The following is an 18,955-nucleotide window of genomic DNA, read 5'->3' as shown; positions in this document are numbered from 1 at the left end:
CTGCTCTGGTTTTCACCCTCTCCCTGTGGGAGAGGGCCGGGGTGAGGGGGGCCTTACTTAAACCCCACCACCGGATGCGGCTTATACGGCGTTTCCAGCTCCGCAATGTGCTCTGGCTTCAGCGTTAAATCTACCGCGTTCAACAACTCATCTAACTGCTCTTCCCGCGATGTCCCGATAATCGGTGCCGCCACGCCCGGTTTGCTTAACAACCACGCCAGCGCAGTCTGCGCACGGGTGGCGCCAAGATCGTCCGCCACGTGCGCCAGTCGGTCGGCAATTTGCGCATCATTCTCTTCGGTGGTGCTGTAGAGCGTGTTGCCAAATTCATCGGACACCAAACGCGCTGTCGTTTCGCCCCACGGGCGGGTTAAGCGCCCCCGCGCCAGTGGGCTCCAGGGGATCACCGCCACACCTTCACGGTTGCACAGCGGCAGCATCTCATTCTCTTCTTCACGATAAATCAGATTGTAGTGATCCTGCATGGTGACAAACGGTGCCCAGCCGTGCTGTTTTTGTAGCGCCAGCGCATGAGCAAACTGGCGTGCGTGCATCGACGATGCGCCGATATAACGCGCTTTCCCGGCTTTGACCACATCGTTCAGCGCCTCCAGCGTTTCCTCAATCGGCGTGTTGTAATCCCAGCGGTGAATTTGCAGCAGGTCGACGTACTCCATTCCCAGGCGTTTCAGGCTGTCATCGATGGAGCGCAGAATTTGTGCGCGGGAAAGCCCTTCCGCCAGGTCGCCGACCTGATGATACACCTTGGTCGCGACCACAACGTCTTCACGGCGAGCGAAATCACGCAGGGCGCGCCCCACAATCTCTTCGCTGCTGCCGTCGGAATAGCTGTTTGCGGTATCGAAGAAATTAATGCCGCCTTCAAGGGCGCGTTGAATAATAGGGCGGCTGCTCTCTTCGGGTAGGGTCCAGGCGTGTTTGCCCCGGTCCGGTTCGCCAAAGGTCATGCAGCCCAGGCAAAGACGGGAAACCCGAAGGTCGGTGTGTCCTAAGAGGTTGTATTGCATGGTTCCGCTCCTGCTTTTAAGGTTTGCCTTTAAGCATAGCAGGAGCGGAGAGGAGGGTTATGCCAGCCAGCTCGCGATTTTCGCTTCAATGCCTGCCGCGTCCAGACCAAGGTCGGCGCGGATCTCTTCCTGAGTGCCTTGCGGGATGAAGAAATCAGGCAGGCCAAGGTTAAGCACCGGTACGGCCTGACGATGCGCCATCAGCACCTCGTTCACGCCGCTGCCTGCACCGCCCATGATGGCGTTCTCTTCAAGCGTAACCAGCACGTCGTGCTGCGCTGCCATCTCAAGAATCAGGCTTTCATCGAGCGGTTTCACAAAGCGCATATCTACCAGCGTGGCGTTGAGTTTTTCGGCGACCGTTGCGGCTTCAGGTAACAGCGTACCGAAGTTCAGAATGGCGATTTTCTCGCCCTGACGTTTCACCACGCCTTTGCCGAGCGGCAGTTGCTCCAGCGGCTGAAGTTCTGCGCCGGTACCGCATCCGCGCGGGTAGCGCACCGCGCTCGGGCCATCGTTGTAGTGATAGCCGGTATACAGCATCTGGCGGCATTCATTTTCATCGCTCGGCGTCATGATGACCATTTCAGGGATGCAGCGCAGGAACGAGAGATCGAATGCGCCCTGATGCGTCTGCCCGTCAGCACCGACAATCCCCGCGCGGTCAATGGCGAACATCACCGGCAGCTTCTGGATAGCCACATCGTGGATTACCTGGTCGTAAGCGCGTTGCAGGAAGGTGGAGTAAATTGCCACAATCGGCTTGTTGCCACCAATCGCCAGGCCTGCGGCAAAGGTCACCGCGTGCTGTTCGGCAATCGCCACGTCAAAATACTGGTCAGGGAATTTTTTCGAAAATTCGACCATGCCGGAGCCTTCGCGCATGGCAGGCGTGACCGCCATTAACTTGCGATCTTTAGCCGCTGTTTCACACAGCCAGTCGCCGAAAATTTTGGAATAAGAGGGCAGGCCGCCGCTGCTCTTCGGTAATTTCCCGCTGGTATGGTCAAATTTCGGCACCGCATGGAAGGTAATAGGATCTTTTTCGGCGGGCTCATAGCCGCGCCCTTTTTTGGTCATGATGTGCAGGAACTGCGGGCCTTTCAGGTCGCGCATGTTTTTCAGCGTATTGACCAGACCGAGCACATCGTGGCCGTCGACCGGGCCGATGTAGTTAAAGCCCAGCTCTTCAAACAGCGTGCCTGGCACGACCATGCCTTTGATATGTTCTTCTGTACGCTTGAGCAGTTCTTTAATCGGCGGCACGCCGGAGAACACTTTTTTTCCACCTTCGCGCAGAGAAGAGTAGAGCTTGCCGGAAAGCAGTTGCGCCAGATGGTTATTCAGCGCGCCCACATTCTCGGAAATCGACATCTCGTTGTCGTTTAGCACGACCAGCATGTCTGGTTTGATATCGCCCGCGTGGTTCATCGCTTCAAAGGCCATGCCTGCGGTGATTGCGCCATCGCCAATCACGCAGACGGTACGGCGCTGTTTCTCTTCACGCGCGGCGGCGACAGCGATGCCGATCCCGGCAGAAATGGAGGTCGAGGAGTGGCCGACGCTTAATACGTCATATTCACTCTCACCGCGCCACGGGAACGGGTGCAGGCCGCCTTTCTGACGAATGGTGCCAATCTTGTCGCGGCGTCCGGTCAGAATTTTATGCGGATAGGCCTGATGACCCACGTCCCAAATCAGCTGATCGAACGGCGTGTTGTAGACATAGTGCAGCGCCACGGTGAGCTCCACCGTGCCAAGCCCGGAGGCGAAGTGTCCGCTGGAACGGCTCACGCTGTCGAGCAGATAACGACGCAGTTCATCGCACAGCTTCGGCAGGCTCTCTTTTGGCAGCAGGCGCAACTCCTGAGTGGAATCGACCAACGCCAGGGTCGGGTATTTGGCAATATCAAAACTCATCAGAGACTCATTTATTGTTTATTTGTCGCGCAGGATGATGTAGTTCGCCAGCGCTTCCAGTGCAGTAGTATCCAGTGACTGTGCGGCCAGTTCAGTTAACGACTGACGGGCCTCTTCAATAAGGTCACGGGCTTTAGTGCGGGCTTGCTCAAGGCCCAGCAGTGCGGGATAGGTGCTTTTGCCTAATTGCTGATCGGCACCCTGGCGCTTGCCGAGGGTCGCAGTATCGCCCACCACATCCAGAATGTCATCCTGAACCTGGAATGCCAGGCCAATACATTCAGCGTACTTATCCAGCAGTGGCAGGGCGCTGCGGCCTTTCTCGCCCGCGCTCAATGCACCTAAACGCACAGCGGCGCGAATCAACGCACCGGTTTTATGACGATGAATACGCTCAAGCGCTGCGAGATCAACATGCTTACCTTCAGCATCGAGATCCAGCGCCTGACCGCCGCACATTCCGGCGACGCCGCTGGCCTGAGCCAGTTCGGAAACCATCGCCAGACGATCGCGATCCGACACATGGGTCATCGGCGCATCACTCAGTATAGAAAACGCCAGCGTTTGCAGGGCGTCACCGGCCAGAATTGCGTTCGCTTCGCCAAATTTAATGTGGCAGGTTGGCTGGCCGCGACGCAGATCGTCATCGTCCATTGCCGGAAGATCGTCATGCATCAGCGAATAAGCGTGAATGCACTCGACGGCGGCAGCGGGGGCGTCCAGCGTGATCTGATCGACGCCAAACATTTTCCCGGTCGCGTACACCAGGAACGGGCGCAGGCGTTTACCCCCTAATAGTGCGCCATACTGCATCGCTTCAACCAGCGGAGTGTTCTGAAAGGGCTGAGGCTCAATAAAACGCCGCAACGCGCTGTTGGCGTGTTCGACGCAGGCATTTAGCTGCTGCGAAAAATCCATTTATTCATTGTCCGGCGTGAAAGGGGTCAGAGAGGCATTGTCGTTATCGGCCAGCAGGATCTGCACGCGTTGTTCCGCCTGTTGCAGTTTGGCCTGCCCCTGACGCGCCAGTTGCACGCCGCGCTCGAACTCGTTCAGTGCCTCTTCCAGCGGAAGATCGCCGCTTTCGAGACGATTAACGATCTGCTCCAGTTCAGTGAGTGCAGTTTCGAAACTGGCCGGGGCTTCATTTTTCTTTGGCATAGTGAATGATCAGCTCTTTTTATATCGCGATGGCGACTATGGTAGCCCAGTCGCGCCCTGAATCAAATAACACACAATGGTATATGGGAAAGCGCGCAGCTTAACCACGAAGATGGTATACTCCGCGACCTGGATGCAGGTACCCCGGTGCGCTGCAGTACAAATTTTACCTACAGCCCGCATCGGGCTTGCCAACGAACCATTGCCGCCATGAAGTTTATCATTAAATTGTTCCCGGAAATCACCATCAAAAGCCAATCTGTGCGGTTGCGCTTTATTAAAATTTTAACCGGGAACATTCGTAACGTTCTAAAGCATTATGACGAGACGCTCGCCGTTGTTCGTCACTGGGATCACATCGAAGTCCGCGCGAAAGATGAAAATCAGCGTCTGGATATCCGTGACGCCCTGACCCGCATCCCGGGCATCCACCATATTCTTGAGGTTGAAGATGTACCGTTCACCTCGCTGCACGATATCTTCGAAAAAGCGCTGGTGCAGTATCGCGATCAAATTGAAGGCAAAACCTTCTGCGTACGCGTGAAACGTCGTGGTAAACACGAATTCACCTCGATTGAGATCGAACGCTATGTCGGCGGCGGCCTGAATCAGCACGTTGAATCCGCGAAAGTGAAGCTGACTAACCCGGACGTCACCGTTAACCTGGAAATCGAAAACGATCGCCTGCTGCTGGTCAAAGGCCGTTATGAAGGTATCGGCGGTTTCCCAATCGGCACTCAGGAAGATGTGCTATCGCTGATTTCCGGCGGTTTTGACTCCGGTGTTTCCAGCTACATGCTGATGCGTCGCGGCTGTCGCGTCCATTACTGCTTCTTTAACCTCGGTGGCGCGGCGCACGAAATCGGCGTTCGTCAGGTGGCGCATTATCTGTGGAACCGCTTCGGCAGCTCTCACCGCGTGCGTTTCGTCGCAATCAACTTTGAACCCGTGGTTGGCGAAATCCTTGAGAAAATCGACGATGGCCAGATGGGCGTGGTGCTGAAACGCATGATGGTGCGTGCGGCATCGAAAGTGGCTGAACGCTACGGCGTACAGGCGCTGGTCACCGGTGAAGCGCTGGGCCAGGTTTCCAGCCAGACGCTGACCAACCTGCGTTTGATTGATAACGTCTCCGACACGTTGATTCTGCGCCCGCTGATCTCCCACGATAAAGAGCACATCATCAATCTGGCGCGTGAAATTGGCACTGAAGACTTCGCGCGCACCATGCCGGAATATTGCGGCGTGATCTCGAAAAGCCCGACCATCAAGGCGGTGAAGGCGAAAATCGAAGCGGAAGAAGAGCACTTTGATTTCAGCATTCTCGATGACGTGGTGGCGAATGCCAACAATCTCGACATCCGCGAAATTGCGCAGCAAACCGCGCAGGACGTGGTGGAAGTTGAAACCGTTAGCGGCTTTGGCGACAACGATGTGATCCTGGATATTCGTTCCGTTGATGAGCAGGATGACAAACCGCTGAAAATGGAAGGCGTGGAAATCGCTTCACTGCCGTTCTACAAGCTGAGCACCCAGTTCGGCAACCTCGACCAGAGCAAAACTTATCTGCTGTGGTGCGAGCGCGGTGTGATGAGCCGCCTGCAGGCGCTGTACCTGCGCGAGCAGGGCTTTGCCAATGTGAAGGTTTATCGCCCGTAAGTGCATGGTTGTTGCTGAAGAAAAAACCTCGCGATGCGAGGTTTGAGACTGATGACAAACGCAGCATTGCCTGATGCGCTACGCTTATCAGGCCTACAAGGTTTCTGCAATATATTGAATTTGCGCTATTTTGTAGGCCGGATAAGGCGTTTACGCCGCATCCGGCAAGAACAAAGTGCACTTTATCAGCAATCTGAAACCTCGCGATGCGAGGTTTTTTTACGACTGCGGTTGTCGGATGACGGCTGCGTCTTATACGACCGACAAGATACCCAGGCCATCGGGCATTTCAAACGCGTTACTCGTAGTAGTTATAGATTCCCGCGGCCATCACCAGTTGTGACGCGACTTCGTGGGCTTTCTCACGCCCAACCAGCAGGTCGATAATCTTCAGGCCAAAATCAATCGACGTGCCTGGCCCCTGGCTGGTGAGCAGGTTTACGCGCGGATCCCACGCGACGCGTCGGTCCATCCACTGATCTTCCGGGATCTGGTCTTTCAGCGTCGGGAAGCCGGTCATGTTGCCGATGGGGAAGAGATTGTGCGGGACCAGTACCGTGGCAGGAGCGGCGCAAATCGCGGCGACAATCCGCCCGGAGAGATGGAACTGACGCACGGTTTCAACCAACAGTGGGCTATCGCGGAAGCATTCTGCGCCTTTGATGCCGCCCGGCAGGATGATGATGTCGTAATCGCCATCGGCGACTTCCACCAGCGGGGCATCGGCCAGCAGCTTCACGCCGCGCGAGCAGACGATGGTCAGGTTGCCATCGCTGGCGACGCTTGCCGTGGTGACGTTAATGCCGCCGCGAACCAGCAGGTCGATCGTGGTGACGGCTTCCGTCTCTTCACTACCAGGTGCGAGGCAAATCAGTGCCGACGCGCTCATATTCACTCTCCTTACGTTTAATCTGTTCATACAGGCGGGTGTTTTCCGGCAGGCTAAGACCGTGGGCGCGGGCGCGTCGGAGCAGGTAACCGGTGATATAGTCGATTTCCGTGTGTCGCAGCGCCCGTACATCCTGAAGCATGGAGGAGATATTTTCTCCTGTGCGTTCAATCACCTGGGTGACGTAAAATAGCAGATTTTCCGTCGAAGTATGAATGCCTTCCCGCGCCATGGTGTGCGCGACTTCCGCGCAAATAAGCTCAACCTGCGGTAAATGTTGGCTCAGTTCTCCGTTCGGGCAGTTCATCAGCGCGGTCAATGGGTTGATCACACAGTTGACCGCCAGCTTGCGCCACATCGCCGAGTGGATGTTATCGTGCCAGGCGACATCGGGCAGAACGTCCTGCAGGGTAACCGCCAGATGGCTGTAATCGCGATCGTAGTGTTTGGCCGGGCCAATATGGGTGGTGCCGTTGGCGACATGGATGATGATGTTGCCGTCACGGCGGGCGGCCTGCGTGGTTGCGCCCAGCAGCAGCGGCTGCGTAACGTCGTTCAATTCTTCGACGGTGCCCATGCCATTATGGATAAGCAAAATAGGGGATGTTGCCGGCAGCTTCTTCGCCAGCGCTTTTACCGCGTCGGAGACCTGCCAGGCTTTAAGTGTTACCAGCAAAAGATCGCTGTGCGCCAGAAAGTCGGGGTCGTTGGCGGTAACGGACTGATTAAATACCGTGCCATCCAGCTCAAGCAGATTTACGCTACAGTAAGGCTGGGGGACGCGAAGCCAGCCCTGAACATCAAATCCTTTTTTATATAACGCCGTGAGCCATAGCTGGCCCAGCGCGCCACATCCTAGTACTGTAATTTTCACACTGCCTCCTGAACGGCGTTGACACCCAAATTATAGCTTCGGGCGCTAAGCTTTCGGGGATAACAAGTTGAGTTATGCCGCGTTGCAGGTATTATGCAACGCAAAAGTCACTGAGGGAGAGGAAAAGATGCCATCTTTCGATATTGTCTCTGAAGTTGATCTTCAGGAAGCTCGCAACGGCGTGGATAACGCGGCCCGTGAAGTTGAATCACGTTTCGATTTTCGTGGCGTAGAAGCGAAAATCGAGCTGAATGATGCGAATAAAACCATCAAAGTGCTGAGTGAGTCTGATTTCCAGGTTAATCAGCTGCTGGATATTCTGCGTGCCAAGCTGCTCAAGCGCGGCATTGAAGGGGCGTCTCTCGATGTGCCGGAAGAGTTTGTGCACAGCGGGAAAACCTGGTTTGTGGAAGCGAAGCTGAAGCAGGGGATTGAGAGCGCGATTCAGAAGAAAATCGTTAAGCTTATTAAAGACAGCAAGCTGAAAGTGCAGACGCAAATTCAGGGCGAAGAGATTCGCGTGACCGGGAAATCCCGCGATGATTTGCAGGCGGTGATGGCGCTGGTGCGCGGCGGTGATTTAGGCCAGCCGTTCCAGTTCAAAAACTTCCGCGATTAAGCTGTAATGCCGGATGGCGGCTTCGCGTTATCCGGCCTATGGGAGTGTCGCTCTGTTGTAGGCCCGATAAGCGAAGCGCTATCGGGCCTTTCAGGCTCAGGCGATGATAGCCTGCTCCACCTCAAACCGGTTCGTCACTTTGCTGTCGATTTTAACGTAAGCCGAGCGCTCTTCGCCTACCAGCAGCACCTCTTTAATGCCTTCTTTCGCCAACAGCCGCGCCTTCAGAGCCTCATCAACCTCGACGTCGTCGGGAATTTCAATGCGTAAACTGCTGACATAAGCCGGTTCACTCATGGTGATGGCCACCAGCATCCACACCGTCGCCAGCAATGCGCCTGCCAGAAACACCGTTTGCGAATCGAAAAAGCCGTCAATCCAGCCGCCCAGCGAGCCGCCAATCGCCACGCCAAGGAACTGGCTGGTGGAGTAAATACCCATCGCCGTGCCTTTGTAGCCCGCCGGAGACTCTTTACTGATAAGTGACGGCAGAAGCGCTTCCATCAGGTTGAAGGCGAGGAAGAAAATCTGTACGCCTGCCACCAGTTCCCAGAAATAATTACCGGAGCCCCACAGCACTATCTCAGCAATCAGCAGCAGTGCGATACACAGCAGGAAGACGCGCTTCATTTTGCGCTTCACTTCGGCATAAATAATAAACGGCACCACGGCGATAAACGAAACCAGCATGGTGACCAGATAGATTTTCCAGTGCTCGGGGGCCGGGAAACCTGCCGCTTCCAGTTGTCCTGGCAGGGCGACAAAGGTCGACATCAACAGAATGTGCAAACACATAATGCCGAAGTTCAGGCGCAGCAGTTTGGGCTCCATCAGCACTTTGCTAAAGCAGCCTTTCACCATGCCGGATTCACGGTTGAGCGTATGATTATGACTGTTTGGCACCACCCAAAGTGTTAGCAGGATAGCCAGCGACGCGAGGATGGCGATCATCCAGAACAGCGCGTGCAGGCCCAGTTTATGGGTAATAATCGGCCCTAATACCATCGCAATCGCGAAGGTAACACCGAAGCTCACGCCAATAAAGGCCATCGCTTTCGTGCGGTTTTGCTCACGAGTGAGGTCGGAAAGCAGCGCCATGACGGCGGCGGCGATCGCCCCGGAGCCTTGCAAGGCGCGGCCAAGAATAATGCCCCAGATGGAGTCTGACAGCGCGGCAATCACGCTACCGGCGACAAAAATCATCAGCCCGCCAATAATCAGCGGTTTGCGGCCAATGCGGTCAGAGAGTAAACCAAAGGGGATCTGGAAGACGGCCTGCGCCAGCCCGTAAATACCAATCGCCAGGCCAATCAGCGCTTCGCTAGCGCCTTGCAGGGCCATACCGTACGTGGTCAGAACCGGCAGGACCATAAACATGCCGAGCATACGCAATGAAAATACGGTCCCTAAACCCCAGGTGGCGCGCAATTCACCCGGCGTCATTTTGTAATCGTTCATTCCCACCTCATTATTAATCGCCCCATAGTGTAGTGCGGAGCGCAGGCAGGGTAAACAGAGTGTTAATGAGCAAATATTACATTCGTGAATTATTTGTGCGGTATAGAAAAAGGCCCCTGTGCGGTATTGAGGGTCAGTTAAGGACCGATTCATTTTTCAGAGCATCTTCCCGTTGCGCTCCTGTTTTGCTCCGAGCCATATAAATTGTGCTGGCGCAGGGAGCACGCAGGGGGCGGCCAATCGCCGCCGCCCCCTGCCCCCCCGGGCTCCGGCGGAAAAATCGCCGCTTCGCGGTTCCCTCAGCTTATCCCTTACGGCTTTCGGGTCGGGCGCGAGGTAACATCCCTGTAAAGCCGTGCCCTCAGCCCACATCCATGTGGGCTGCCCCGGCCTCCAGGGAACGCTTCGGCGATTTTGACGCCATCAACGGCGGTGCGGTCTTTAATTTAACAGCAAAAACCAATGTATCTGAAACCGACGAGTCCCCGCTGGATTGGCGAAGGGGGGGCGCGCTTGACCCCCCTTTACCCGTTCACTGACGCAGATGCCACATGTAGCGCAAAACATAAAGTGAACGGAACTTTGCGCTTAACTGACCGGTATTACCTGTGTGGGGCCCCGGTTTGAAGGTCAGATAGCCTGACGGATCTCGTCGATCACCTCGAGCGAACGCAGTGCATCGGCGGCGTCAATAATTGGCGTCGCCTCACCCCGAATGACGGCAATAAAGTGATTCAGTTGCAGGATGAACGGATCGATGGCGTTGATATGCAACGTCTCACTGATAAGCGGCTCGTGCCAGCCGCTTTTCTCACCGTAGTGCCACCAGCGCATCTGCGGTATCGCCAGCGCGCCCAGCGTGCCGGAAATCAGGTAGCAGTTTTCCGGTGTATGCGCGTAAATCGGGTTCTCCGCCGAGTTCATTTCCCAACTCCACGGGCTAACGCTGCAATCGCTTAATACCGCGCTGCCCAGCGTGCCGCGTGCGAAACGCAGATTCACCACCGCGCTGTCCTCGTTAGCAAATCCGCGCGTTTCGCTGGAGGCCATTGCCTGCACCTCTTCAATTTCGCCCAGTAAATAGCGCATCAGGTCGATATCGTGCACCAGGTTAACCAGCAGCGGCCCTGCGCCGGGCTCGCGTCGCCAGCTTACCTCAAAATAGTCCTCCGGCTTTTGCAGTATCCAGTGGGCGGAAACGGCGACGATATTGCCGAGTTTACCGCTGTCGATGAGTGTTTTCGCCGCCGCCGTTAGCGCATTGTGGCGGCGATGATGGCCGACTAAAACCGGCACGTTGTGCGCAAGCGCGGCGTCCACCAGTTCACGCGCGCGTTCAGGGGATTCTGCCACCGGTTTTTCCACCAGCACCGGAATACCGCGTTTTACACAGGCCAGCGCACAGGGCACATGCAGCATGTTCGGTGTAGCGTTAATCACTCCGTCTGGCCTGATTTCATCCAGCATTGCTTCAACGTCGGCAAACCACGGCACATCGAGATCGGCGGCCAGTTCCCGCGCCTGGTCGGAAGGATCGGCAAGCGCCACCAGCGTGGCCTCTGACGCCTGCTGAATCACGTCAATATGTTTGCGCCCGATAGCGCCCGCGCCGATAACGGCGAGTCGTGTCGAATTCATGATGGGCTCCTGAGCGAGGTGGTAACGGGAGGAACATTGTCGGGTTGGCCTGAGGCAAACCAGCCTTTTGCCGCGACGCCAAGCACAGTGAGCAACGCCGGAATGCCAAGCAGCAGGAAGACGGTTTCAAATTTGAGATCCATCGCCAGCATTTCAGCGCCAGCAAAGGCGCTGAGGATCGCCCCGATACGCCCGACACCGTGCATCCAGCTTGAACCGGTGGCGCGCGCCTGGGTGGGATAAAAGCGTGCAGAGAGCGCGTTCATGCCGGTATTCGCACCGTTCAGGCAGGCACCGCTAATCAGCGCCAGCAGGCACAGTAGGGTGAAGCTGGCGGCCGCAAAACCAATCGCCATCGTCACCAGCCCGCCAACCGCAAAAATGGCTCCCAGAGCCCGATGTGGATTAATGCGATCCATTAACCACCCGGCGAACAACGAGCCTACCGTGCCACCGGCCTGATAAATCGCAGTCATAATGGCTGCCTGGCTCACGGTGAGACCAATCTCTTTTACCAGCGTCGGCAGCCAACTGCCGAGGATGTAAACCAGAAATAGTCCCATAAAGTAGACCAGCCACAGCATCAGGGTGCCGAAACGGTACTGAGGCGACAGTACAATACGCATCGCATTCCCGCTGACAGGCTGTGTTGGCAATACGAAGCTGACGTTATCGCTTATTTTGCCCGGATAGAGCCGCTGGAGGATCGCGCATATCTGCCTGGCGGGAGCTTGCTTAATCACCAGAAAACGCACGGATTCCGGCAGCTTCCACAACAAAATCGGCACAAACAACAGTGGCAAAATACCGCCCAGCGCCATCAGTGAATGCCAGCCATACAGGGGGATCAGCCATGACGCGGTAAAACCGCCAATCGCCGCCCCGAAGGTGAAACCGCAGAAAATCACGGTGATGATGAACGAGCGCTTCCGTTCAGGCGCATATTCCGAGACCAGCGTACTGATATTAGGCATCGCGGCACCGAGACCCAACCCGGTCATAAAGCGGAAGAAAATCATCTGTTCGATGTTTTGCGAAAAAGCGGTGGCAACCGTCCAGAACCCGAAGAAGAACACGCTGTTGATGATGATCTTCTTGCGCCCCAGCCAGTCGGCAAGTGGGCCGGAGAACATGGCCCCCAGCGCCAGGCCAATCAGCGCGGTGCTGATCACAAAGCCCAGTTCATGGTTGCTGACGCCCCATTCCTGTTTCAGCACTGGGGCAATAAATCCCATGATGGCGATATCAAAACCGTCCAGCGCAATCACGGCAAACCCTAAAAAAATCACCAGCTTCTGATAGCGGCTAAGTGGCTGGGTATTGATTAACTCTCTGACGTCCAGGCGTTGAGTCTGTGCCATAACGATTCCTCGGGTGAGTGATTCACAGGAAGGACTGCGCGGCGTTAAACAGCAGCTGTGCGCGTTGGTGAGCGGGAAGGGCACCTTGTGCGCCTGCCAGCGGGACTTCGAGAGACACGGGGATTGTGGCAGGCAACGCTGCCAGCAAACCGCGTAAATCGAGGCCGCCTTCGCCCGGCACTTTTCGTGCGCTGCGCGCCTGGTAAATCAGCTCATCGGTGGTGTCAGGCATTTGCGCGGGAGCATCACACAACTGCATATAGTTCAATTGCGCGGCGGGAATATCCGCTAACGTTGTCAGTGATTCTCCCGCGCGCCAAAAATGGATAGCATCGACCAGAATGCCGACGTTGTTCTGGCCGCTGGCGGTGATCACCGTCTGCGCGTCGTGTACGGTTTTCACCGCCGTCCACGGCATCGGTTCGAGGTTCATGGTCAGGCCGTACTGTTTCCCGGCCTGTGCCAGACGCGCCAGATTCTCCGCGCAGCGTGTGACGTTTTCGTCATTGCCGGCGACCAGTACCTGTTGCGCTTCAAGACGTGCGGATGTTTCCAGAAACGTGTGAAGCGCTTCCAGATTGAAGTCTGGCGTCAGGCGAACAATCTCCACGTCCGACACGCGAACGCCCGTCTCACGCAGAGCGGCGAGGGTTTCGCGTACGGTAGCAGTGTCGCCCAACATATCGTAGTCAGGGTCTGTCGGGGTAGCAGGAAGCAGGCGCAGGCCAACATGCGTAAAACCCGTTTTGGCGGCGATACGCACCTGTTCCGGTGGCGGAACATCGAGCATCGTCAGGGCAGCGAGAGACAAAGAACGCGTGTTCATAGGGACTCCAGTACAGTTGCAGGTAAGATGTTTTTCTATTTTTACCGTCCCTGGCAAAGCGATGAGTTACGCTGTTTTTGTTATGTTTGCGGCAAGGTTTTTTCCCACCAGGTACCCGAAGGTCATGGCCGGGCCAAGCGTAATGCCGCCGCTGGGGTAGAACCCCTGCATCACGCTCGACATATCGTTCCCCACGGCGTACAGGCCGGGGATGGGCTGGTGTTGGTCGTTGAGCACCTGCGCTCGTTCATCGGTCAGCAGGCCGCTGAACGATCCCAGCGAGCCTGGCAGAATACGCACGGCGTAAAACGGCCCCTGTTTTATCGCACCCAGCGTTGGGCTGGGGTGATGGGTGGCATCGCCCTGCGCACAGTTATAGGCGGATGCGCCGCGTTGAAACTCATCATCCACGCCGCGTTCGGCATAACCGTTGAAGCGTGCGACGGTTTCAATCAGTGCGGCTTCATTAATCCCGCATTTTTTTGCCAGCGCTTCCAGCGTTTCGCCGGACTGCAGATAGCCGTTACGCAGCCAGGCCTTAACGTTAAACGGCGTGGGGCGAGCATGACCTAACCCGTAACGGCTCAGCGTGCGCTGATCTGCCAGCAGCCACGCCTGTGGTTTTTCCCCTTCCGGGGTGGCGGTAATTAACGCGGCGATAAAATCGTGATAGGAATCGGCTTCGTTGGTGAAGCGTTTACCATTCGGTAATACGGCGATAAACCCCGGTTTGGCACGCTCAACCAGATGCGGGAACGCAAGCTGTAAGCCGCTGGCCAGCGTGACGCGGGAAACCGGTGCCCAGGCCATGGGATGTTTGAGATTGCGCTCAAAATGACCTCCAGCCGCCTCGCCCAGTCGAATGCCATCGCCCTGGTTTCCCGGCGGCGCGGCAGAGAAGTGACCGTAGCCATGACGCGCGTGCGCCACCTCCTGCGCCAGCCGGGCTTTATCATGTGGGAAGCCGCCGCAGGCCAGTACCACCGCGCCAGCGCTGATGGTTATCTCGCCTTCGTCGCTATCGAGCACCGCGCCAATAACCTGATCGTTGTGCTTCAGCAAGCGCGCAACCGGGGCGTTCAACAGGAACTGAACGTCTGCATCCAGCGCCGAGCGCAGCAAGCGCGCGACCAGCGCATTGCCGTTCACCAGATGTTGCCCGCGTCCGTAACGCAGACGCTGCCAGTTGTGGCGCAGCAGGCGTCGGGTGGCGTAGAACGCAGAACGCGGCGAACGGGTCGCGTTGAAAAAATGCGCCATATCCGCGCCGCCCGCAATCCCCATTCCTGCCAGACTGATGGTCTCCAGTGGGGCGCGTAAACGGTGCAGCCAGTTACCCAGCCCTCGACCATCGTAAGGCTGTGCGGTGACCGAACGCCCGCCGGTGGCAAAACCGGGGGAGTTGTGGAAATCCGGCATTTTGCTGCCGGAAAGAAACTGCACTGCGGTATTGCTGCGGAAGAACTCGACCATCTCCGGGCCGTAGCGCAGAAATGTCTGCAAGCGCGCATCAGCAGGGCGGCCATCCATTTCCGCGTTCAGGTAGGTGAGGGGAGCGTCTTCATCCTCATTGATGCCTTCTTCTCGCGCCAGTGGATTACGCGGGATCCATAACCAACCGCCGGACCAGGCGCTGGTTCCGCCAATCACCGGCTCTTTTTCCGCGACCAGCACGCTCGCGCCGTGCAGCGCGGCGGTCACGGCGGCGGATAACCCCGCAGCGCCTGACCCGACCACCAGAACATCTACCTTTACCTGCCTGCTCATGATGTGCTCCTTATTGCAGAGGCGAGAAATCGGTGGGGCGCATCAGCACCGATTCCAGACGCTCAACCGCCGCCAGCTCACGGTTTTTACGCGAGAAGGTCAGCCAGCGTTCGTCCTGGGCCATGCGGCCACGGCGAACCAGGCGGTCATCCAGGCTTTCATACGCCCAGATATGCACCACCTGATTCACCACGCCAATTTCCGTAAAGAAGAAGCCAATCAGTTTGCCGAGATGCTCGGTTTGCACCGCATAGGCATCACTTTTATACAGCGCCAGCCAGTCAGCCATTTTCAGGGGATTGATGGTGTAAGTGCGTTTTTCGTAGATCATGTCGTGCTCCAGGTTAAAGGGATTGTTGTTGAACCATATGTTTTGCGGCGAGATAGCCGAAAGTGAGCGCCGGGCCGAGCGTTATGCCGGGGCCGGGATAGGTACCGGCCATTATCGAATCCATGTCATTACCGACCGCATACAGGCCCGGAATGGCTTCGTTTTGTTGATTCAGCACCTGTGCGTCGGCGGAGGTCATCAACCCGCGCGAGGTGCCTAAATCGCCGGTGTAGAGGGTGATTGCGTAGAACGGGCCCTGACTGAGCGGCGCGTTACAGGCGTTTGGCTGATGCGCCGGGTCGCCCATCGCCCGGTTGTAACTGTTCCCGCCTTTTCGAAACTCGCTGTCGGTACCGTTAGCCGCATCGCGGTTATAACGTGCTACGGTCTCTTCCAGCGTGCGAGGATCGAGATTGAGCTGCAGCGCGAGTGCGGCGAGGGTATCGGCTTTGTGTAAATATCCCGCTTTTACCAGCGCATCGTTATTGACCGGTGCCGGACGCGCGAGGCCGAGGCCGTAATTTTTCATCGCCAGTGCATCGCCAATCAGATAGCAGGGCGCGTTTTCCGGCTGCTGCTGCATCGCGCTGGCGAAGTGATGGTAGGAGTTCGACTCGTTCACAAAGCGAACGCCGCGTTGATTGACGGCAATAACGCCCGGTTTTGCGCGATCGGTAACCAGATGTGGGAAGCGCTCTTCCGTGCCGTCCGGGTGACGTAAAACCGAAACCGGGGCCCAGAAAAAGTTAGAAGGAAGATCGGGGCCTTCTTGCGCGCCGACGCGGCTCGCCAGTTGAAATGCTGCGCCATCGTTGGTGGTGGGCGACATGGTGAAATGTTGCTGTGTCGCCGGACGGAACCGCGCGGCAATCTGCCCGGCGGCAAAACCGCCTGCCGCCAGCACGACGCCGCAGCGTGCGTGCAGTTGTTCTTCTTTGCCTTCGCGTTTGAGGGTGACGCCAGTGACGCGCCCCTGTTCTTCAATTAACGCGGTGACGTTGACATTCAGCGCCAGATCCAGCCCTTTGCGCAGGGCCAGCGTCGCCATTCGTGCAATTAGCGCGTTGCCCATCGCCAGACGTGTCCCGCGAGGGTGACGCAGGCGATCTCGGCCGTAGCGCAGCAGCAGGCGCGAACAGTGGCGAAAGGACGTCCATGAACGGCGCATATCCAGGAAGTGTTGAATGTCGACGCGATTGACCATCATGCCGCCAAACAACAGCATGCCTGGCGGTGGAGAGCGCAGCGTGTTGAAGTGCTCGCCCAATTCGCGGCCATCAAACTCAACGACTTCCAGCGCGCGCCCGACATCTACCGCCCCGGCTTCATCAGGATAATAATCGGGCGAAAGCGGGCGCAGGCTGTATTTCACCGCACCTTCTTGTTCAAGAAAGGCCAGCGCCTCACGTCCCGATTCGACAAATGCATCAACCAGTGCCGGGCGATAGTTTGTGTCACCAATAATGGTGCGCAGGTAGGTTTTGATGGCGTCTGGTGAACCGCTTTTGCCCGCTTCGCGAGCCTGATCGGTATCGTTGATCCACACCGCGCCGCCGGAAATCGCCGATGTGCCGCCAAAGTGGGGGGCTTTCTCCAGCATCAGCACCGACAAGCCTTTGCAGCAGGCCGTGACCGCGGTAGCAAAGCCCGCCGCGCCGCTGCCGATCACGATCACATCCCAGCTTTTCATGCGGCTACCTCGTGCTCGCCAGGCATTGCGCCAATAAACTGGCCCATCAGTTTCATCTGCGCTAGCGCCATTTCCGGGCCCGTTTGCACGCTGCAGCCGCGCGTTTGCGCAAAGGCCAGCAGCGGGGTGATCACCGGCGCTGTTACTACATCGGCTACGTGGGTGCTGTTTTGCAACGTATCGAGCAGCGGTTGCGGCAACGGTAGCGGATCAAAACCCTGCATTCCTGCCGGAGAGCCGTTCACCAGCAGGTCGAGGCCTTCAAGGGTAGCGGGCAGTTCACCGAGATGGACTTGCGGAAAATGCGTCGCCAGACGGTTTTCCAGGCGCTGACGCATGGCATTATCCCTGTCATGCAGCGCCAGATGGCTGATACCCGCTTCACACAATCCCCAGGCAATCGCGCTACCCACGCCGCCGCAGCCAGACAACAACGCGCGTTTACCGGCGGCGGTAAAATCGTGCGCTTCGGCGGCAAGCCGGAATCCCACACCGTCGAGCATGTCACCTTCCAGGCGACCATCAGCCAGCTTACGCACCACATTTACTGCATTAAGGTGACGCGCGCGCGGCGTCAGGCTGTCCAATAGTCCTGCGACGCGCTGTTTATGGGGTACGGTCACCAGCACGCCGCTCATGTTCTGCCAGCCGCGCAGAGCATTCAGATAATCGGCAACCGCTTCCGGGGCAATATCGACCGGGATCATCACCTTGTCCATCTGCGCCTCAGTAAAGTAACGGTTGAAGTTTTCCGGTGATTTCACCTGGGTGATGGGATGCCCGAGCACAGCAACAATTTGCGTAAATCCACTGACCATTTCTCACCTCACTTGTTAATTAAATGTTTAATGAGTATTTCAGTGGATCCGGTGACCAACAACGCAGAATTCGGACAGGTGGGTTGTTAATCGCACTAACAGTGCGATAATCGCAGTAAATGGGCTTGTTTGTTGCGAAAGTGTGAACAACTATGCAAAATCAGATTCATTCCCGCGATTTGATTGTCGGCCTGCAAAAAGGGCTGGCGATTATTCAGCTTTTCTCCAAAGAACATCCCCGTCTGACGGTACCGCAGGCGGCAAAACTGAGCGGCCTGACGCAGAGTGCGGCGCGTCGATTCTTTCTGACGCTGGTTCACGATCGTTATCTTTGCACCGATGGTCGCTACTACTGGCTGACGCCCAAAGCGCTGCGGCTGGGGCAGGCGTACGTCGATTCCGCCCAGTTTCCACGCATGGTGCGCCCCATCGTTGAGTACATCGCCAGCCGAACGGAGGAGCATGCGTCGGTAGGGGTGATTGATGAAAACGAGCTGGTGTATATCGCGCGCAGTAAACATACGCCGTTTAACTCAACCTCTGTGCGCCTTGGCGAGCGTGTGCCGGTGTACTGCACCGCGGGTGGGCGTTTGTGGCTGGCGTCACTGCCGGAAGCGGAGTGTGAAGCGGTGCTGAAGCAAGTCAAACGCGAACGTCGCACGCCTTACACCGCCGTCGAGATTGATGAGCTGATGGCGCGTATTGCGCTGGTGCGTCAGCAGGGCTACGCCACCATCGAGCAGGAATTTGAAATTGGCATGCTGGTGGTCGCCGTGCCGCTGGCCGACAGGGAAGGGCTGTACTGGGGCGCGTTGAGTTTAACCAGCCATCAGTCGCGTACCTCGCTGGAGGCGCTGTGCCGCGATCATTTGGATTTGCTGTATAGCGCGCGGGAGATGCTGGTGAGTTAGACCCT

At 57.0% G+C, this 18,955-nt stretch carries 17 protein-coding genes; 3 read left to right on the top strand and 14 right to left on the bottom strand.

The window, feature by feature from the left end; genetic code table 11:
* Positions 1-53: 53 nt before the first annotated feature.
* The 4 genes from DBY68_RS07150 to xseB are packed head-to-tail and all read right to left on the bottom strand — an operon-like array spanning position 54 to position 4,109.
* A complete protein-coding gene (locus DBY68_RS07150) occupies positions 54-1,028 on the bottom strand; it encodes an aldo/keto reductase (RefSeq protein WP_108474819.1) in 975 nt (324 codons plus the stop codon).
* Positions 1,029-1,085: 57 nt separating this feature from the next.
* The gene (gene dxs, locus DBY68_RS07145) at positions 1,086-2,948 is read right to left on the bottom strand and encodes a 1-deoxy-D-xylulose-5-phosphate synthase (RefSeq protein ID WP_108474820.1); all 1,863 of its coding nucleotides are present in this window, start codon (positions 2,946-2,948) and stop codon (positions 1,086-1,088) included.
* A gap of 18 nt (positions 2,949-2,966) precedes the next feature.
* On the bottom strand, positions 2,967-3,866 hold the full coding sequence (gene ispA / locus DBY68_RS07140) for a (2E,6E)-farnesyl diphosphate synthase (RefSeq protein WP_108474821.1): 900 nt from the start codon (positions 3,864-3,866) through the stop codon (positions 2,967-2,969).
* Positions 3,867-4,109: an exodeoxyribonuclease VII small subunit gene (xseB, locus tag DBY68_RS07135; protein WP_108474822.1), complete on the bottom strand. Its 243-nt coding sequence runs from the start codon at positions 4,107-4,109 to the stop codon at positions 3,867-3,869. It lies immediately after the preceding gene.
* A gap of 210 nt (positions 4,110-4,319) precedes the next feature.
* Between xseB and thiI the strand changes: the two genes are divergently transcribed.
* On the top strand, positions 4,320-5,768 hold the full coding sequence (gene thiI, locus DBY68_RS07130) for a tRNA uracil 4-sulfurtransferase ThiI (RefSeq protein ID WP_108474823.1): 1,449 nt from the start codon (positions 4,320-4,322) through the stop codon (positions 5,766-5,768).
* Positions 5,769-6,066: 298 nt separating this feature from the next.
* On the opposite strand, the gene yajL is transcribed toward thiI, so the two are convergent.
* A complete protein-coding gene (yajL, locus tag DBY68_RS07125) occupies positions 6,067-6,657 on the bottom strand; it encodes a protein deglycase YajL (protein WP_108474824.1) in 591 nt (196 codons plus the stop codon).
* A complete protein-coding gene (gene panE / locus DBY68_RS07120; protein WP_108474825.1) occupies positions 6,620-7,531 on the bottom strand; it encodes a 2-dehydropantoate 2-reductase in 912 nt (303 codons plus the stop codon). Before panE ends, yajL begins: the two co-directional genes overlap by 38 nt.
* Before the next feature lie 127 nt (positions 7,532-7,658).
* On the opposite strand from panE, the gene DBY68_RS07115 reads away from it, so the two are divergent.
* Entirely contained in the window at positions 7,659-8,150 is a 492-nt protein-coding gene (locus tag DBY68_RS07115) for a YajQ family cyclic di-GMP-binding protein (protein WP_108474826.1), read from the top strand.
* Positions 8,151-8,246: 96 nt separating this feature from the next.
* On the opposite strand, the gene DBY68_RS07110 is transcribed toward DBY68_RS07115, so the two are convergent.
* From DBY68_RS07110 to DBY68_RS07070, 8 genes are all read right to left on the bottom strand, one after another.
* Positions 8,247-9,608: an MFS transporter gene (locus DBY68_RS07110; RefSeq protein ID WP_108474827.1), complete on the bottom strand. Its 1,362-nt coding sequence runs from the start codon at positions 9,606-9,608 to the stop codon at positions 8,247-8,249.
* Positions 9,609-10,238: 630 nt separating this feature from the next.
* Positions 10,239-11,246, bottom strand: coding sequence for a Gfo/Idh/MocA family oxidoreductase (locus DBY68_RS07100; protein ID WP_108474828.1), 1,008 nt, complete (start codon positions 11,244-11,246; stop codon positions 10,239-10,241).
* Positions 11,243-12,607, bottom strand: coding sequence for an aromatic acid/H+ symport family MFS transporter (locus DBY68_RS07095; protein WP_108474829.1), 1,365 nt, complete (start codon positions 12,605-12,607; stop codon positions 11,243-11,245). The genes DBY68_RS07100 and DBY68_RS07095 overlap by 4 nt, the downstream gene beginning before the upstream one ends.
* Before the next feature lie 22 nt (positions 12,608-12,629).
* A complete protein-coding gene (locus tag DBY68_RS07090; protein WP_108474830.1) occupies positions 12,630-13,433 on the bottom strand; it encodes a TIM barrel protein in 804 nt (267 codons plus the stop codon).
* A gap of 66 nt (positions 13,434-13,499) precedes the next feature.
* Positions 13,500-15,200, bottom strand: a complete 1,701-nt coding sequence (locus tag DBY68_RS07085) for an FAD-dependent oxidoreductase (RefSeq protein WP_108474831.1) — start codon at positions 15,198-15,200, stop codon at positions 13,500-13,502.
* A 10-nt stretch (positions 15,201-15,210) separates the two neighbouring features.
* The gene (locus DBY68_RS07080) at positions 15,211-15,531 is read right to left on the bottom strand and encodes an NIPSNAP family protein (RefSeq protein WP_015965584.1); all 321 of its coding nucleotides are present in this window, start codon (positions 15,529-15,531) and stop codon (positions 15,211-15,213) included.
* Positions 15,532-15,544: 13 nt separating this feature from the next.
* On the bottom strand, positions 15,545-17,221 hold the full coding sequence (locus tag DBY68_RS07075; protein ID WP_108474832.1) for an FAD-dependent oxidoreductase: 1,677 nt from the start codon (positions 17,219-17,221) through the stop codon (positions 15,545-15,547).
* Positions 17,218-18,039 carry a shikimate dehydrogenase gene (locus DBY68_RS07070; protein ID WP_108474833.1) on the bottom strand — a complete coding sequence of 274 codons (822 nt, stop codon included), beginning with the start codon at positions 18,037-18,039 and terminating at the stop codon, positions 17,218-17,220. The genes DBY68_RS07075 and DBY68_RS07070 overlap by 4 nt, the downstream gene beginning before the upstream one ends.
* A 152-nt stretch (positions 18,040-18,191) precedes the next feature.
* Here DBY68_RS07070 and DBY68_RS07065 point away from each other — a divergent pair, with 152 nt between their 5' ends.
* On the top strand, positions 18,192-18,950 hold the full coding sequence (locus DBY68_RS07065) for an IclR family transcriptional regulator C-terminal domain-containing protein (RefSeq protein ID WP_108474834.1): 759 nt from the start codon (positions 18,192-18,194) through the stop codon (positions 18,948-18,950).
* Positions 18,951-18,955: the final 5 nt, after the last annotated feature.

Origin of the sequence: Pseudocitrobacter sp. RIT415 (genome assembly GCF_003057695.2) — a bacterium.
GTDB classification, from domain to species: Bacteria; Pseudomonadota; Gammaproteobacteria; order Enterobacterales; family Enterobacteriaceae; genus Pseudocitrobacter; species Pseudocitrobacter faecalis.
Note: the sequence above shows the minus strand (reverse complement) of the source record. Positions and strands in the feature narration are given on the sequence as shown.